Below are 15130 nucleotides of genomic sequence, written 5' to 3'. Positions count from 1 at the left end.
TTACTTCGCTCCGTCCGCGTAGGCGCCGACGAGGCGCACTGCTCCACCATCGACGCCCTTGGCGCCCTGTTCGAATTCGCCGGCCGGACGCGGGCCGAAGCCCACCGTGCCGACCTGCCAGGAGGGCATGCCCTCGGCGTTCAGCGCCGCGATCGCGGCGTCCTTCCTGTCCGCCGCCACCACGGCGAGGAAGCCGATGCCGAGGTTCCAGGTGCCCTCGGCGGACTCCAGCGTGGAACCGGCGATGTCGCTCAGCACGCGGAACACCGGGCTCGGCGACCAGGTGCTGCGGTCGACCTCGACCCAGCTTCCCCGGGGGAGCACGCGCGCAAGGTTGGCGGCGATGCCGCCGCCGGTGACGTGGCTCAGCGCGTGGACGCCGCCGGAGGCCTCGATCAGGCGCAGCAGCGGCAGCGTGTAGAGGCGCGTGGGCTCGAGCAGAGCCTCGCCCCACGTCGAGCCGAAGTCCTCGGCGTTGTCGCCGTAGGAGATCCCGGCACGGGTGATGATGTGCCGCACGAGCGAGTAGCCGTTGGAGTGCAGGCCGCTGGAGGCGACCGCGATGACCGCATCACCGTCCTGCACACGCTCCGCGCCGAGGATGGCATCGGCCTCGACCACACCCGTCGCCGCGCCGGCGACGTCGTAGTCGCGAGGGCCCAGGAGACCGGGGTGCTCCGCCGTCTCGCCGCCGACGAGCGCGGTGCCCGTCGCGGCGCACGCCTCGGCGATACCGCGCACGATGTCCGCGATCCGCTGGGGAACGACCTTGCCGCAGGCGATGTAGTCGGTCATGAACAGCGGCTTCGCGCCCACCACGACGATGTCGTCGACGACCATGCCGACGAGGTCCTGGCCGATCGTGTCGTGCTTGTCGATGGCCTGCGCGATGGCGACCTTGGTGCCGACGCCGTCGGTGCTGGTCGCGAGCAGCGGACGCCGGAAGTCGCGCAGGGCGCTGGCGTCGAACAGACCGGCGAAACCGCCGACACCGCCGAGCACCTCGGGGCCGTGCGTCGCGCGCACGGACGACTTCATCAGTTCGACGGCGAGGTCACCCGCTGCGGTGTCGACGCCGGCTTCGGAATAGGGGTTGGTGGGGGAGGCAGCCACTCGAACAGCCTACCGCCCGCGGGCGCCCCGTCGGCTCGCGGCCCTCTTCGAGTGCAGGGCGGATCGCGCGATACCGAAACGTCCTCATCTGTAGCGTAATCATCCGCACATGTGAGAGTCTGTCGGCGAATCGGGCGGGCTCGACGACCGGATGTCGCGGAAAGAACAGGAGAGGTGACTGTGCGCATACAGGAGAAGAGAACGGAGCGACGACGCAGGAGAAGCCGGGGCGCGGTGAGCAGCGCCGTCGCCCTCCTGGCCCTGGTCGGACTCGCGGTGCCGCCGGCGGCGCAGGCGGCGGAGCTGGATGCCATCACGGCGGTGAGGGTGGTGGAACCGACAGGCGACATCCACCTGTACGACACGCTCCGACTCGAGGCCACCTGGGCCGTTCCGGACAGCGCGCAACCGGGGGACACCTTCTCGCTCGCCTTTCCCACGACGCCCCGCTTCGTCGGGGTCTCCTCGACGTTCCCGCTGCGGGATCCCGACGGAGCCGTGGTCGGCACCTGCACCGTCACGGCGAGCGCGATCACGTGCACGCTGAGCGACTACGTCCTCACGCACGACAACGTCCGCGGGACGCTGTTCTTCCAGATGAAGGCGGAGGAGACCACCGACGTCGACACCGTGACCTTCACCACCGGGGACGGGGATCCGATCACCGTGGAGATCCCCGGGGGCGGCGTCGGCCCGCAGCGCCCCGAGCCGGTGCCGACGGACGCGACCAAGTCGGGCGTGCAGACCACCGACGGGACGATCGAGTGGTACATCTGGGTGCCCGGACGACTGCTCAGTGGAGAGCGCCCGACCCTCACCGACACCGCGACGCCCGGGCTGACCCTGCTGCCGGACACCGTGGCGATCGGATCGGTCGCCACCGACGCGTGGGCCGGCGGCCTCTTCGACCCGGCGGACTTGCACCCGCTCGCGGCGGGGTCGGACTTCGTCCTCACTCCGGGCACCGCGAGCTCGTCGTTCACCGTGGAGTTCACGGCGCCGGCTCAGGCCGACCGCCTGTATCGACTGTCGTATCAGACCCAGCTGCCGGCGGATGCGCACAACGGCCAGGTGTTCGCCAACACCGTCTCCGGATCGAGCGTCACCAGCACCACGGCGACCGTGACCACGAGCGTGGCGGGCGGCGACGGCGAAGGGGACGGGCGCGGCGGGTTCGCGGTCGCGAAACGGATCGTCGGGGAGGGGGCACCCCTCGTCCCGGCCGATGCGACGTTCGCCGTCGACTACTCCTACCCCACCGCGGACGGCCCGGTGACCGGCACGCTCACGTTGCTCGCGGACGGCACCGCTCACGCCGTCGGGGGGATTCCGGCCGGAGCGGTCGTGACGCTGTCCGAGCACCGGGCCGATGCCGTCCCCGGCGTCGTGTGGGGAAGCCCGCAGTTCACCGGCGACGGGGTGACGGCCACCGACGGAGGCGCACAGCTCACGATCAGCGCGGAATCCGTCGTGGCCGTCGAGCTGCGCAACCCGACCACGCTCTCCCCGCCGTCCCCGACCACGCCGCCGACCACGGTCGAGCCGCCGTCCCCCTCGGCTCCCGCGACGCCGCCCGCTCCTCCCTCCCGGGGCCTCGCGGCCACCGGCGGCGACGCCGGCGGCCTGACCGGACTCGCCGCCGGGGCGGTGCTCGCGCTCGCGGCGGGGATCCTGCTCAGCCGGCGCGTCGGGACCCGCGCAGACTCCGCACCGGGACGCACCGGCATCGAGAGCTGACCCGGCCCCGGCAGGCGAGGGGCCCGGTCCGACGGATCGGACCGGGCCCCTCATGTGGTGGATGCGCGGGGATCAGTTCCCGCCGGTGACGTTGTCGCGAGCGTCCTGAGCGCTGCTCTTGACCTCGTCGACCGCGTGGGTCGCGTCGTCACGGACGTGGGCGGCGGCACCCGCGGCCTCGTCCTTGACGGCGGCGAAGGCCTCCTGTGCCGGCTCCTTGAGGTCCTGGCCGATGGTCTTGGCGACGTCGGTCGCCTCATCGACGAGAGGCTGGGCCTTCTCCTTGATGTCCTCGGCCAGTTCCTTCTCCTTCGAGGAGGCGGGGATGACGGCGGCCACGACGAGCCCCGCAGCGAAGGCCATGAGCCCCACCGCCAGCGGGTTGCCCTGCGCCTTGGCCACGGTGTGCCGTCCGGCGTCGGCGACCGAGGAGGAGGCATCCCCCAGTCGGTCCCCCGCGTCGTCGGCGGCGCCCATGACGCGGTCGACCGCCGAGCGCACGGCGCCCTTCATCTTCTGCGTCTGCCGGTGCACGACCTTCGAGGGGGTGACCTTGTCGGCGAGGGCATCGACATCCCTGCCGAACTCCGCTCGGGTCCGCTCGATGTCGGCGCGGATCGCGTCGGGTGAATCGCTCATTTGTTCTCCTCATTCCTCTTCACCGCATCAGGGATGCGCTTGAGGCTGTCCACGGTGCGCGGAGCCCCTTCGATGCTCTTCAACTGCTTGCGTCCCATCACGAACAGGACGAGCGCGATCACCGCCCAGATGACGGCGACGATCACGGCCGACCAGCCGAGGCCGGTGACATAGGCCCCGAGGGCCCACCAGAGGGCGACCGACAGGAAGAACACGGCCATCAGTGCGCCGTATCCCGCTCCGCCGAGCATCCCCGCCCCCCGGCCCGCACGCGTGGCCGACTGCTTGAGCTCGGCTTTGGCCAGCTCCAGCTCCTGCCGCATGAGGGTCGACAGATCGGTGGTGACCTCGCTGAGCAGATCGCCGAGTGACGTGGTCTCCGCCTTCTGCTCCGAGGGCGTGGGGGTGGCGTCGGTCATGGTCGCCCCTCTTCATCGGTGCCGCGGGAGGCGGCGTCCGTGCGGTCGTAGAGCGGGGTGTCCCCGTCGTCGACCGTCTCGCCGCGCGGCGTGACGCCCCACGGGGCGGTGCCGGCATCGATGCCGCTCATGCCGTCCGGCGCTCCGGGCACGGTGCCGTCGGTGGGAAGCGGCGGCTCACCGAGAGTGGTGTTCTCTGCGGTCCCCGCGCCTCCGACCACTCCCGCGGCGCCCGCGCTGCCGGGGATGGCGCCGGGCGTGGTCGCCGGGGCGACGACGGGACGCGGCGGGACCGCGGGTGCCGCCGCTCCCGCCCCCGACGGGGAGCCCGAGCCCGATGCCGCGCCGGACGAGGCGGACTCGGCGGCGCCCTCGGAGAGCGCCCTGGTCAGCCGGCCGGCGACGAGACCGGCGAGCGCGGCCACCGCGATGAACGTGCCGGGCTTCGCCCGCGCGTAGGACTTCACCTCGGTGAGCAGCGAACCGGGGTCGCGGTCGCCGATCCAGCCGGCGATGCCCTGGATACGCGTCGACGCCTGGCGCACGAGGTCGGCGGCGACACCGCCGTCGGAACGCTCCGCCATCGTGCCCAGCTCCCCGCCCACGGACCGGAGTCCGTCCGCGACGCGGCGCTGCTGCACCGCCGCCTGCTCCGACAGCTCCGTCTTGGTCTGGTGGTACAGGTCGCGCACCTGGTCCTTGGCCTCGTGGGCGACCGCCCCGGCTTCGGCCTTCGCCGTCTCGACGACGTCCGCGGCCTGACCCTTCGCCGTGTCGGCGACACCCGCGGCCTCATGCGCGGCGGTCCGGACGGTGCCCGGAGACTCGGTCGTACCGCTGCCCGCGGCACCTTCTGCATTGCTCTGCGACATCGTTCTTCCTCTCGACTCCCGCCGACGGCCGCCGGCGTGTGAGCAGGTCTACCCCCGGGTGCGGCGATCACAGCGAGGGTTGACGCGGCTCGCGGAGGGCATTACCGTGCCGGGACTCCGCACCGTAGCCGCACCCGCCTACGATGGGGCCATGGCCGACAAGCCGCAGTGGCTCATCCGCGAAGACGCGAGCGTCCCCGTGCTCGTCGCGCTCGCCCTGCGCCAGCTGCTGGGCATCAGAGCGCCGCTGGACCTGCCGTCCCTCCGCGACCTGTCCGTGCGCGCGCCCGATGCCCCCGACGCCTCCCCCGAGGTCGAGGCGCAGTGGCAGGGCTACTGGGACATGACCGTGGAGCCGCGGGCCCACCACTCCGGCGTTCCGCTCGAGCTGATCGACGGTTTCGACACCCTGGTGGCCCTCCCGGCGACCGGCGCCGAAGCGCTCTCGACCGCGATCCGTCCGCATGCCGGCACCGCCCTCCGGTACGCCAACGCCGCGCACGACCGATACGTCGGGTCGATGAAGAGCCACACGGGCGGAGACGCTTATCGGGCGTACGCGAGCGCGATCGCGGAGTTCGAACGAGACATCGGACGACGCGCGCACTCGTTCGAGCTGAACGTACAGGTGCTGCCGCTGTCGCAGCGCGGGATCTGGTGGATCGGCGACCTCACGGTCGCGGTGACCGACGGCCTCCGCCGGGACGTCGTGGCGTTCGACTCCGCCATCCGCCCGGTGATCGCCGAGCTCGCCTAGGCGCGGTCGGTCGTCGTGTCGTCCTCGTCGACCACGGTCTCCCGGTCGACCCTCACGACGCGGTCGTGGCGGCGGGCGATCCGCTCGAGCACGAGACCGGCGACGCCACCGAGAGCCAGACCGATCGGCACGGTCCAGAGCAGCAGGAAGCCGAAGACCTGACCAGGCGGGTAGACGACATCGAGCGCCTGCGACTGCTCGAAGCTGCCGACCATCGTGAGGATGCCGGCGGCGATGACGCCCAGCACGACCCCGATGCCCATGAGCACGCCGTACCGCGGTACGCGGCGCACGGTCGCTTCGACGGTCTGGTGGGTGTCGTGGGAGGGCATGCCTCCATTGTCCCACCCTCTGCGGGCGTGCGCAGCCGCACGCGGAACCGCCCTCCCCGATCACCGGGGAGGGCGGTTCCGATAGCCGCCGGACTCAGACCTCGGTCGTCGTCTCGGCCGGCTCCCCCCTCCGGGTGCGACGCACGATCAGCACCCCGCCCGTCGCGGCCAGGGCCACGACGACCAGCCCGCCCACGATCCAGGGCCACACCGGGGCTTCCTCCGTGGCGACCGGCGCGCTGATCGCGGTCACCGCCGCGTCCGCCTCGGCTTCCGGCTCAGACTCCTCCTCGGCGGGAGTGCCGCAGGCGCCGTCGACCGGGATCACGGCGGAGACCGGGTCGAGCTCCTCGCCCGCCTCATACGTGCCGAACGCGGAGGCCCCGGCCGGGGTCAGCGTCGTGGGGACCGCATCGAGGGTCAGCGCGCCGTCGACCACGGCGGCGTCCGCGAGGGCGAACTCGGCGAGACGCACACCCTCTTGCGCCACCGCCTCTCCCGCCTGAGTGGTCCCGGTCACATCGAACACGAGGTAGCCGGCGTCGCCCGTGAGCTCGACGCGCGCGTTCGCCAACGTCGTGTTCAGCGCCCCGTCGTGGCCCGTGAAGGTGATGCCGCCGCCGTAGGTGACCAGACCCGAGCCCGCGGCGTCATCCAGCGAACCGGTGCCGTTCGACCACACGAAGGCGGGATACTCGTAGGCCACGTCGGCGAGCGTCCAGCCGCCCCGGGCGATGCCCTCGATGTACGTGCGGAACGACTCCTTGTAGCCCCAGTGCAGGGTCGCCCCCTCGACCGTGCACACGCCGATCTCCGTGGTCGCTCTTGCGAGCGTGAACGCGAGACCGCGATCGACCGAGCCCTGGAAGGTGAGCGTGTGCTCGCCGTCCGCGAGTGTGGCCGGGAGGGCACCCGACCACTTCACGACCCCCGCCGCGTCCGCCGTCACCGTACCGAGCAGCACCGGGGTCGAGTACACGACCACCTTGATGTCCTCCTCGTTCGCACGGAAGCCGGAGGCGGAGACCGTAGCCGTCTTCCCGGCGGCGAGCGCGGCGAGGTTCTCCTCGTCGACCTCGATGCCGGCCGCCGTCGGGGCGGTCGTCGGGAGCGTGGACTTCGGGACGACCGCAGCCGCCGCGACCGTGCCCGTCGTGCCCGAGGGAGCGGCGGCGACGGAGCCGATCGTGAACGAGACGGGGTTGAGCGTGGTGCCGTACCCCGAGAGCACGCGGTCGCGTCCGGCGTCCGTGAGGGCGGCGGGTGCCGCCGTGTAGGTGACGGCGCCACCGGCCGCCGTGCGGACGGCGCGGGAGAGGTCGAGGGTCGCGAACGGCACCTGCGCACCCCCGCTCGTCACGGACAGCGTGGCGGAGGACGCCGAGCTGATCCGGATCGTCGGATCGGCGACGGTGACGTCGAGCACCCCGTGGTGGCCGGTGAAGCGCACGGCACCGCGGTAGACGACACTGCCGCGTCCGGAAGCCGCGTCGAAGTCGCCGCCCACGGTCTGCCCGAACTGGAACTGGCCGCCGGATCGGGTGGCGCCCCCGGAGACGGCGATCGCGCCCTGGGCGATCGGTCCGGTGATGTAGTTCGTGAACGAGGACGAGATGGCCCAGCGCAGCGACCCGCCGGGGACGGTCGCGGCCGGCTTCGTCGGAGTCACCGGGGGCTTAGGCGTGACCGGGGGCTTCGGCTCGGTCGGCTTCTCGCCGAGCAGTGCGCGCCACTGTGCGTCGGTGATCGTGACCGCTCCGCGCGCGTAGATGGTGTCGGCGGTCGGCATCGTGTGCTGCTGCCACACGATCGCCTCATACGCCTTCGACCGGTCGAGGTTCTTCGCCGCCGCGTTCAGGTCGACGGCGAAGGCTCCGAAGCCGATGTTCCGGACGTACTGCATGGCGAGGAAGCCGCCGCCTGCGGTCACGTCGGCCTCGGTCCCCGTCTCGATGAGCGCCACGTAGGCGCCGGTGACCGCGCCGAGGTCGGCGGCGGTGACCTTCACCGTCAGCCCGTCCGCGGCGGTGGCGCCGGTGACGGCGGTCGTGACCGTCGGTCCGGAGGAGGGCAGCAGGGCGTTCCACTGCGCGTCGGTGACGGTGACGGTGGAGCGTGCGTAGATGGTATCCGCGCTGGGCATCGTGTGCTGCTGCCAGACGATCACCTCGTACGCCTTCGACCGATCGAGAGCACTCGCCGCCGCGGTCAGGTCGACGGTGAAGCCGCCGCCCGTGATGCCGCGCACGTACTGCATCGCGAGGAAGCCGCCGCCGGCGGTGACATCGGCCTCCGTGCCCTTCTCGATCAGCGCGGCGTAGGCACCGGTGACGGCACCGAGCTTCGTCGCCGCGGCCGTGACCGTGAGGCCGTCCTCGGCCGTCGCCGCCTTCACTGTGGTCGTCAGCCCCGAGGCGATGCGGTAGTCCAGAGCGACGCTGCGCTCCTGGTCGGCGTTGACGACACCGCCTGCCGGGTAGGTGTACACCCCGTAGGAGCCGGGCGTCGCCGGGGTGTCCTTCAGCGTCAGCGCGACCTGGAACGAGCCCTCGGGCGAGATGTCCACCCACTGCGCGCGGATCGCGCCCTGGTACTGCGTCGGGACCTGGGCCAGCACGCCTTCGGCGAGCGCCCAGGCCTGTGCGCCGACCGAACGCGCCGAGGACGGCGCCCCCTGTGAGGGCTGCCACGTGGACGCGAAGTTGCCGAAGACCACGTAGGTGCCCTGGGGCAGGTTCGACGGGATCGGGACGCCGCGTCCGCCGACGTTCGCGGTCGGGTCGTATCCGGTGCCCTTGACGATGATCTCGTCGCCGGCCTGGAGGCGAGCGCCTGCAGCGGGCGTGGTGCCGTCGGCGAGGAACACCTCGATGGCGGCTTCGGCGGGCGCCGGCTCGGTCTCTCCCGGGGCCGTCTCTCCCGGCTCCGTCTCCCCGGGCCCCGTCTCACCGGGCTCCGTCTCACCGGGCTCGGTCTCACCGGGCTCCGTCTCGCCTGGAGTCGTCTCTCCCGGCTCCGTCTCGCCCGGCTGGACGGGCGTCGTTCCGAAGACCGTGTCCCACTGCCCAGACGTCACCGTGACGTCGCCGCGGCCGTAGATCGTGGCGGCTGTCGGCGCGGTGTGCTGCTGCCAGACGAGCACCTCGTACGTCTTCGTCCGGTCCAGGGACGCCACGGGCGCCTGCAGCGTGAAGGACGTGGCCCCCTGCTGCACGCTCGGGAAGGGCAGCGCGAACGCGGCGTAGCCACCCCCGGCGGAGATGCCGCTCTCGGTGCCCGACACGATCAGTGCGGCATAGACGCCCGTCACGTCCGGCAGACTCTCGACCCGCACCTGCACGGTGAGGCCGCTGGTGTCGGCGGACGAGACCGCCGCGGTGACGGTCGCCGCGGCCGCGTGGGCCGGCGAGCTGACCATCGCCCCAGCGGCGAAGAGGACGAAGGAGACGATTGCGGCGAGCAGGACACGCAGGCGTGTGCTCGCTGAGGGGGTATGTGCTGTGGCGTTCACGGTTCTCCGCGGCGCGCCGGGCGCGATCGATCGCGCGCCCTGCGGCGCCGCACGGCAGTCGGGCGAAGGTGGACTTTGGTTAGGCTTGGCTAAGCAAGCCGCCGATCCCGAGCGTAGAGGGACGCCAGTGAGGGCGTCAAGTTTTAGGATAGCCTTGCCTAATGCGACGCACCCCTGCCCTGCTTCTCGCCGCCGCGCTGGCCCTCGGACTGGCCGCGTGCGCCGGGGCGGACTCCGGCCCCGGGGCGGCGGCACCCCCTGTCGACGACGCCTGCCCGCAGGCCTCGACTCCTCTCGCCGATCTCGACCTGGTCGCCGACGTGCGCGCAGCGACGGGCCCCTCGACCGCGTGCCTCGCGAGTCACGCGGTCGCGCCCGTCGAAGACGACACCGCCCCGGCGCTCCCGGTCACCGTGACCGACAGCGAAGGCCGCGAGGTCGAGATCACGGACACCGACCGCATCCTCCCGATCGACATCTCCGGCACGATCGCCGCCACGGTGTTCGCGCTCGGGCTCGGCGATCAGGTCGTCGGACGCGACGCGTCCACGCAGTTCCCCGGCACCGAGGATCTCCCGGTCGTCACCAAGACCGGGCACACGCTCAACCCGGAGGCCATCCTCGAACTGGCCCCGACCGTCGTGCTCACCGACACCACGATCGGCCCGAAGGAAGTCCGCCAGCAGCTGCGGGATGCGGGCATCGCGGTCGTCGTCATCTCCAGCGACCGCCGGATCGACACCACCGACGCGCTCGTGACGGAGATCGCCACGGCCCTCGGCGTCCCGACGCGCGGCACGGCGCTCATCGCCCGCCTCGACGCCGAGCTCGACGCCGCCATCGCGGAGATCGCCGAAGTCACCCCGTCCGCGGAGACGGACCGCGCACGCATGCTCTTCCTGTACGTGCGCGGGAGCGCCAACGTGTACTACATCTTCGGCGAGGACTCCGGGGCGGACTCCCTCATCGATGCGGTCGGCGGTGTGGACGTCGCGGAGGAGATCGGCTGGGAGGGCATGAAGCCGATGACCGCGGAAGCACTCGTCGCCGCGCAACCCGACGTGCTCGTGATGATGACGGACGGATTGGAATCGGTCGGCGGCGTCGACGGGCTCATCGAACGCATCCCTGCCATCGCCGAGACCCCCGCAGGAGCGCATCGCCGCGTGATCGACATGGCCGACGCCGAGATCCTCAGCTTCGGGCCGCGGTCGGCCGACGTGATCAGCGCCCTCGCGCGAGCCCTGTACGCGCCGGAACCGGCCTCGTGACCGGCGAGGTCGTCACCCCGACGCCGACCCGGCATCGGGGACTGCGCTTCGCGACGGTCGTCGTCGCCCTCGTCATCGGCCTTCTCGTCACGGGCGTCGCGTCGATCACGAGCGGGCAGTACGACCTGTCCCCGACCGCGCTCCTGGACGTCCTGTTGCGCGGCCTCGGTATCGACACCGCCGAGACTCCGGCCGCGGCGACCGACGACGGCGTGATCTACAACCTCCGCCTCCCCCGACTGGTCCTCGGCCTGCTCGTCGGCGCCGCGCTCGCGGTCTCCGGCGTGCTCATGCAGGCCATCTTCGGCAACCCTCTCGCGGACGCCGGCGTCGTCGGCGTCTCCTCCGGCGCGGCGCTCGGAGCGGCGGCCAGCATCACGTTCGGCCTGGCCACCTTCGGCATGTGGACCACGCCCGCCTTCGCCTTCCTCGGCGGTCTCGCGGCCGTCTTCTCCGTCTACCTCCTGAGCCGCTCCGGCGGTCGCACCGAAGTGGTCACGCTGCTGCTCACCGGCATCGCGATCAACGCCATCGCCGGCGCCGGCATGGCCTTCCTCACCTTCCTCGGCACGACCTCGACGCGCGAGCAGATCGTGTTCTGGCAGCTCGGCTCGCTGAACGGCGCCCTCTGGTCGAACATCCAGCTCGTCGCGCCGCTCGTGGCGGTCGGGATCGTCGTCGCCCTGATCGTGGCGCCGGGTCTGGATCTCTTCGCCCTCGGCGAGCGCACCGCCCGGCATCTGGGCGTGCCGGTCGAGCTGCTGCGGATGGTCGTGATCGTCACGGTGGCACTGCTCGTCTGCGCCGCGGTCGCCTTCGCGGGGATCATCGGGTTCGCGGGTCTCGTCGTGCCCCACCTCATGCGCATGCTGATCGGCCCCGCACACCTCCCGCTCGTGATCGCCTCCGCCCTCGGCGGCGCGCTCCTCATCGCGGCCGCCGACCTTGTGGCGCGCACGGCGGTGCCGCTCGCGGACCTCCCCATCGGCATGATCACGTCCCTCGTGGGCGGCCCGTTCTTCCTCTGGCTCCTCGTGCGGACGCGGCGGCGGTCGGGAGGATGGGCGTGAGCCCGCGCCTGCGGGGCCAGGGGCTCACGGTGCGGGTCGGGGACGGACGCGCCATCCTCGACGACGCGGCCATCGACATCCACGCCGGCGAGGTGCACGCCCTCGTCGGGCCGAACGGCGCAGGCAAATCGACCCTGTTCGGCGTGCTCGCGGGGGACGTCGCTCCGATGTCCGGCACCGTCCTCCTCGACGGCCGCCCCGTCGCGGGGACGCGTCCCCGCGATCTCGCCCGGCAACGCGCCGTGCTGCTGCAGGAGAACGCCGTCACCTTCCCCTTCACGGTCGAGCAGGTCGTGCGGATGGGGCGCACGCCGTGGGCGCGGAGTCCGGCCGCCGAGGAGGACGACAGCGCCGTGGCGGCGGCGATGGCGACGACCGAGGTCACGGCGCTGCGGGAGCGCTCCGTCCCCTCGCTCTCCGGCGGTGAGCGCGCGCGGGTGGCGCTGGCCCGCGTGCTCGCCCAGAGCACCGGGATCCTGCTGCTCGACGAGCCGACGGCGGCGCTGGACCTCAAGCATCACGAAGACGTGATGCGCGTGGTCCGCACCCAGGCGGAGGCCGGGGTCGCGGTCGCGGTCGTGCTGCACGACCTCAACGCCGCGCTCGCGCACGCCGACCGCGTCACTCTGCTCACGGGCGGTCGGGTCGCCGCCACCGGCACGCCGGACGAGGTCCTCACGGCCGCACGGATGGAGGAGGTCTACGGACAGCCCGTCGATGTCTTCCCGCACCCGCTGACCGGGGTGCCGCTCGTCGTGGCCCGGCGCTAGGGGCGCAGCGGGAGGACCCCGGTGAGATCCGCACGCGTGCCCGAGGCGTGGATGCGCCCGGCCGTCGCGGCGTCCGCCCATGCCTCCGTGCCGGTCGCGACCGCGATCCACGTGGCGGCGTCCATCTCCACCACGTTCGGCGGAGTCCCACGGGTATGCCGCGGCCCCTGGATCACCTGCACGGCTCCGAACGGCGGGACGCGCACCTCGACGCTGTTGCCCGGCGCCTTCTCGTCGAGCAGCTGCAGCAGGTAGCGCACCGCGGTGGCGAGCTCCGGCCGCGCCGGCTTCGTCCCCGCGGCCTCGGCGTCGCGCACGGCACCGAGCGCCGCGCGTCCGTCGACGATGTCGATCTTCCTGGCCATCCCCCCACCCTAGATCCGCCGCGGCGGCCCCGGTCATAAGCTCGATGGCATGAGCATGCATCCCCAGGGCGCCCGCGCCGAGCTGCTCGCCGCCGCAGCCGACCACTCCTGGAGCGTGCCGATCCCTCCGCTCGCCGACCCGGGCCGCGCCCACGACGCCTCGGTGCTCATCCTCTTCGGCGTCCTCGACCGCATCCCCGCACCGACCGTCGATGCGGCCGTCGCCCGCGACCTCGACGTGCTGCTGCAACGCCGCGCGCCCACGCTCTCCTCGCACCCGGGGCAGGTCTCCTTCCCCGGCGGGCGCGCCGAAGCGGCCGATGCCGACGCGGTCGCCACGGCGCTGCGCGAGGCCGAGGAGGAGACCGGCCTCGATCCCGCGGGGGTCGAGGTGCTCGCCACGCTTCCCGTGATCCCCCTCGCCGCGAGCAACCACCTCGTCACCCCTGTGCTCGCCTGGTGGCAGTCGCCGTCACGCGTCGTCGCCGTCGACCACGCGGAGACCGTCGAGGTGTTCCGCGTCCCCGTTGCGCAGCTCCTCGACCCGGCGACCCGCTTCACCTCGACCCTTTCCCGTGCCGGCCGCACGTTCCGCGGACCTGCGTTCGACGTCGACGGCACGATCGTGTGGGGCTTCACCGCCATGGTTCTCGACGCGCTGTTCGACGCGACCGGGTGGACCGTGCCCTGGGACACCGCGGCCGAGCGGCCGATCGCGCTCTGACCCCGCCGACCTCCGTGCACAACTCAGGAGAACCGCGGCGGATCGGTCCGGATATGCCGTCGGATCCCGGCTGCCGCGCCGATCGTCCTGAGTTGTGAACGCGGGACCGGCCGAAACCCCGCGCATGTGCCTCGATAGGCTGGACGGGTGAAGATCCTCGTCCTCGGTTCCGGTGCCCGTGAGCACGCGATCATCCTGGCGCTGCGCGCCGAGTCCACCGCGCACGAGATCCTCGTCGCCCCCGGCAACGCCGGCATCGCGCAGGACGCGACACCCGTCGCCCTCGACCCGCTCGACGGCGCCGCGGTCACCGCCTTCGCGAACGAGCACGCGATCGACCTCGTCGTTATCGGCCCGGAGGCCCCTCTCGTGGCAGGCGTCGCGGACGAGCTCCGCGGTCGCGGCATCCCCGTGTTCGGTCCGGGCAAGGCCGCCGCGCAGCTCGAGGGCTCCAAGGCCTTCGCCAAGCGCGTCATGGACGCCGCCGGTGTGCCGACGGGCCGCGCGGTCCGCGCCGCCACGGTCGGCGAGGTCGAGGCCGCGTTCGACGAGCTGGGCGCCCCCTATGTCGTCAAGGCCGATGGGCTCGCCGCGGGCAAGGGCGTCATCGTCACCTCCGACCGCGCCGAGGCCCTGGCGCACGCGGAGCAGTACCTCCCGGCCGGCCCCGTCCTCGTCGAGGAGTTCCTGTCCGGCCCCGAGGTCTCACTGTTCTTCCTCAGCGACGGCGACACCGTGCGCGCCCTCAGCCCGGCACAGGACTTCAAGCGGGCCCTCGAGGGCGACGCCGGCCCCAACACCGGCGGCATGGGGGCGTACTCGCCGCTGCCCTGGCTCGCGGAGCAGTTCGGCAGCGAGCAGGCGTTCGTGGAAGAGGTCACCCGCGACGTCGCCCTCCCGGTCGTCCGGCAGCTCGACGCGGAGGGGACCCCGTTCATCGGACTCCTCTACGCCGGTCTCATCCTCACCCCGCAGGGCGTGCGCGTGATCGAGTTCAACGCGCGCTTCGGCGACCCGGAGACCCAGGTCGTGCTCCCGCGACTGGAGACCCCGCTGTCCCAGCTCCTCTTCGCCGCCGCCTCCGGCACCCTCGAGGACCAGCCGGAGCCCGTGTTCCGCGATGAGGTCGCGATCACCGTGGTCCTGGCGAGCGAGGGGTACCCGGAGGCGCCGCAGACCGGGCGCCCGATCGAGGGTCTGGACGAGGCCGCCGCCGTGGAGGGTGTCCGCCTGGTGCACGCCGCGACCGCGAGCCCCGACGCCCCGGGGGGTTCGCTCATCGCGACGGGTGGCCGTGTGCTGAACGTGGTCGCCGTGGCCCCGGACTTCCGCACCGCCCGCGACCGCGCCTACGACGCCCTCGGCCGCATCCGCCTCGAGGGGTCCCACCACCGCACCGACATCGCTGCCCGGGTCGCTGACTGACCGTCCCCGTTGAAGTAGCGCAAATGGCTGCATCCCGACCGGAAATGCAGCCATTCAAGCGACTCGAAGCCCGGGACCGTCGGCGACCGTCCCCGTTGAAGTAACGCAAATGGCTGCATCCCGAC

Annotated in this window: 14 protein-coding genes; 7 read left to right on the top strand and 7 right to left on the bottom strand. The window is 72.4% G+C overall.

Going from position 1 to position 15130, the window contains the following annotated elements; genetic code table 11:
- A complete protein-coding gene (gene purM / locus BLU02_RS11990) occupies window positions 1–1113 on the bottom strand; it encodes a phosphoribosylformylglycinamidine cyclo-ligase (RefSeq protein WP_060923339.1) in 1113 nt (370 codons plus the stop codon).
- 234 nt (window positions 1114–1347) lie between these two features.
- On the opposite strand from purM, the gene BLU02_RS17685 reads away from it, so the two are divergent.
- Entirely contained in the window at window positions 1348–2850 is a 1503-nt protein-coding gene (locus BLU02_RS17685) for an Ig-like domain-containing protein (RefSeq protein WP_083370992.1), read from the top strand.
- 72 nt (window positions 2851–2922) lie between these two features.
- Here the strand turns inward: BLU02_RS17685 and BLU02_RS11980 are convergent, their stop codons facing one another.
- The 3 genes from BLU02_RS11980 to BLU02_RS11970 are packed head-to-tail and all read right to left on the bottom strand — an operon-like array spanning window position 2923 to window position 4780.
- A complete protein-coding gene (locus tag BLU02_RS11980) occupies window positions 2923–3489 on the bottom strand; it encodes a DUF3618 domain-containing protein (protein WP_060923664.1) in 567 nt (188 codons plus the stop codon).
- Complete coding sequence (locus BLU02_RS11975) at window positions 3486–3908, bottom strand: phage holin family protein (RefSeq protein ID WP_060923665.1); 423 nt, start codon at window positions 3906–3908, stop codon at window positions 3486–3488. The genes BLU02_RS11980 and BLU02_RS11975 overlap by 4 nt, the downstream gene beginning before the upstream one ends.
- A complete protein-coding gene (locus tag BLU02_RS11970) occupies window positions 3905–4780 on the bottom strand; it encodes a hypothetical protein (protein WP_083370991.1) in 876 nt (291 codons plus the stop codon). The genes BLU02_RS11975 and BLU02_RS11970 overlap by 4 nt, the downstream gene beginning before the upstream one ends.
- 151 nt (window positions 4781–4931) lie before the next feature.
- Here BLU02_RS11970 and BLU02_RS11965 point away from each other — a divergent pair, with 151 nt between their 5' ends.
- Window positions 4932–5537: a hypothetical protein gene (locus tag BLU02_RS11965; RefSeq protein WP_060922432.1), complete on the top strand. Its 606-nt coding sequence runs from the start codon at window positions 4932–4934 to the stop codon at window positions 5535–5537.
- On the opposite strand, the gene BLU02_RS11960 is transcribed toward BLU02_RS11965, so the two are convergent.
- Together BLU02_RS11960 and BLU02_RS11955 are read right to left on the bottom strand one after the other, a co-directional pair.
- Window positions 5534–5869, bottom strand: a complete 336-nt coding sequence (locus BLU02_RS11960; RefSeq protein ID WP_060922433.1) for a hypothetical protein — start codon at window positions 5867–5869, stop codon at window positions 5534–5536. The genes BLU02_RS11965 and BLU02_RS11960 overlap by 4 nt on opposite strands.
- A 94-nt stretch (window positions 5870–5963) precedes the next feature.
- Window positions 5964–9380 carry an HtaA domain-containing protein gene (locus BLU02_RS11955; protein WP_060922434.1) on the bottom strand — a complete coding sequence of 1139 codons (3417 nt, stop codon included), beginning with the start codon at window positions 9378–9380 and terminating at the stop codon, window positions 5964–5966.
- Window positions 9381–9541: 161 nt separating this feature from the next.
- Between BLU02_RS11955 and BLU02_RS11950 the strand changes: the two genes are divergently transcribed.
- From BLU02_RS11950 to BLU02_RS11940, 3 genes are read left to right on the top strand one after another with little or no spacing between them, the layout of a single operon-like run.
- Window positions 9542–10651: a heme/hemin ABC transporter substrate-binding protein gene (locus tag BLU02_RS11950; RefSeq protein ID WP_060922435.1), complete on the top strand. Its 1110-nt coding sequence runs from the start codon at window positions 9542–9544 to the stop codon at window positions 10649–10651.
- Window positions 10648–11721 carry a FecCD family ABC transporter permease gene (locus BLU02_RS11945; RefSeq protein ID WP_060922436.1) on the top strand — a complete coding sequence of 358 codons (1074 nt, stop codon included), beginning with the start codon at window positions 10648–10650 and terminating at the stop codon, window positions 11719–11721. The genes BLU02_RS11950 and BLU02_RS11945 overlap by 4 nt, the downstream gene beginning before the upstream one ends.
- The gene (locus BLU02_RS11940; RefSeq protein ID WP_231919564.1) at window positions 11718–12491 is read left to right on the top strand and encodes a heme ABC transporter ATP-binding protein; all 774 of its coding nucleotides are present in this window, start codon (window positions 11718–11720) and stop codon (window positions 12489–12491) included. Before BLU02_RS11945 ends, BLU02_RS11940 begins: the two co-directional genes overlap by 4 nt.
- Here BLU02_RS11940 and BLU02_RS11935 read toward each other — a convergent pair.
- Entirely contained in the window at window positions 12488–12856 is a 369-nt protein-coding gene (locus BLU02_RS11935; protein ID WP_060922438.1) for a sterol carrier family protein, read from the bottom strand. The two genes, BLU02_RS11940 and BLU02_RS11935, sit on opposite strands and share 4 nt — an antisense overlap.
- A 49-nt stretch (window positions 12857–12905) precedes the next feature.
- Between BLU02_RS11935 and BLU02_RS11930 the strand changes: the two genes are divergently transcribed.
- Together BLU02_RS11930 and purD are read left to right on the top strand one after the other, a co-directional pair.
- A complete protein-coding gene (locus tag BLU02_RS11930) occupies window positions 12906–13580 on the top strand; it encodes an NUDIX hydrolase (protein WP_060922439.1) in 675 nt (224 codons plus the stop codon).
- A gap of 147 nt (window positions 13581–13727) precedes the next feature.
- Window positions 13728–15005, top strand: coding sequence for a phosphoribosylamine--glycine ligase (purD, locus tag BLU02_RS11925; protein ID WP_060922440.1), 1278 nt, complete (start codon window positions 13728–13730; stop codon window positions 15003–15005).
- Window positions 15006–15130 lie beyond the last annotated feature (125 nt).

Origin of the sequence: Microbacterium paraoxydans (assembly GCF_900105335.1) — a bacterium.
GTDB lineage: Bacteria > Actinomycetota > Actinomycetes > Actinomycetales > Microbacteriaceae > Microbacterium > Microbacterium paraoxydans.
The sequence above is the reverse complement of the archived record's forward strand: the minus strand, read 5'-3'. Positions and strand labels throughout refer to the sequence as shown.

Bases quoted from the DNA above. Each gene is read 5' to 3' on its own strand.
- BLU02_RS11930 (WP_060922439.1), top strand. From the start codon at position 12,906: ATGAGCATGCATCCCCAGGGCGCCCGCGCCGAGCTGCTCGCCGCCGCA.
- BLU02_RS11970 (WP_083370991.1), bottom strand. From the start codon at position 4,780: ATGTCGCAGAGCAATGCAGAAGGTGCCGCGGGCAGCGGTACGACCGAG.
- BLU02_RS11960 (WP_060922433.1), bottom strand. From the start codon at position 5,869: ATGCCCTCCCACGACACCCACCAGACCGTCGAAGCGACCGTGCGCCGC.
- BLU02_RS11975 (WP_060923665.1), bottom strand. From the start codon at position 3,908: ATGACCGACGCCACCCCCACGCCCTCGGAGCAGAAGGCGGAGACCACG.
- BLU02_RS11965 (WP_060922432.1), top strand. From the start codon at position 4,932: ATGGCCGACAAGCCGCAGTGGCTCATCCGCGAAGACGCGAGCGTCCCC.
- BLU02_RS11935 (WP_060922438.1), bottom strand. From the start codon at position 12,856: ATGGCCAGGAAGATCGACATCGTCGACGGACGCGCGGCGCTCGGTGCC.
- BLU02_RS11980 (WP_060923664.1), bottom strand. From the start codon at position 3,489: ATGAGCGATTCACCCGACGCGATCCGCGCCGACATCGAGCGGACCCGA.
- BLU02_RS11950 (WP_060922435.1), top strand. From the start codon at position 9,542: ATGCGACGCACCCCTGCCCTGCTTCTCGCCGCCGCGCTGGCCCTCGGA.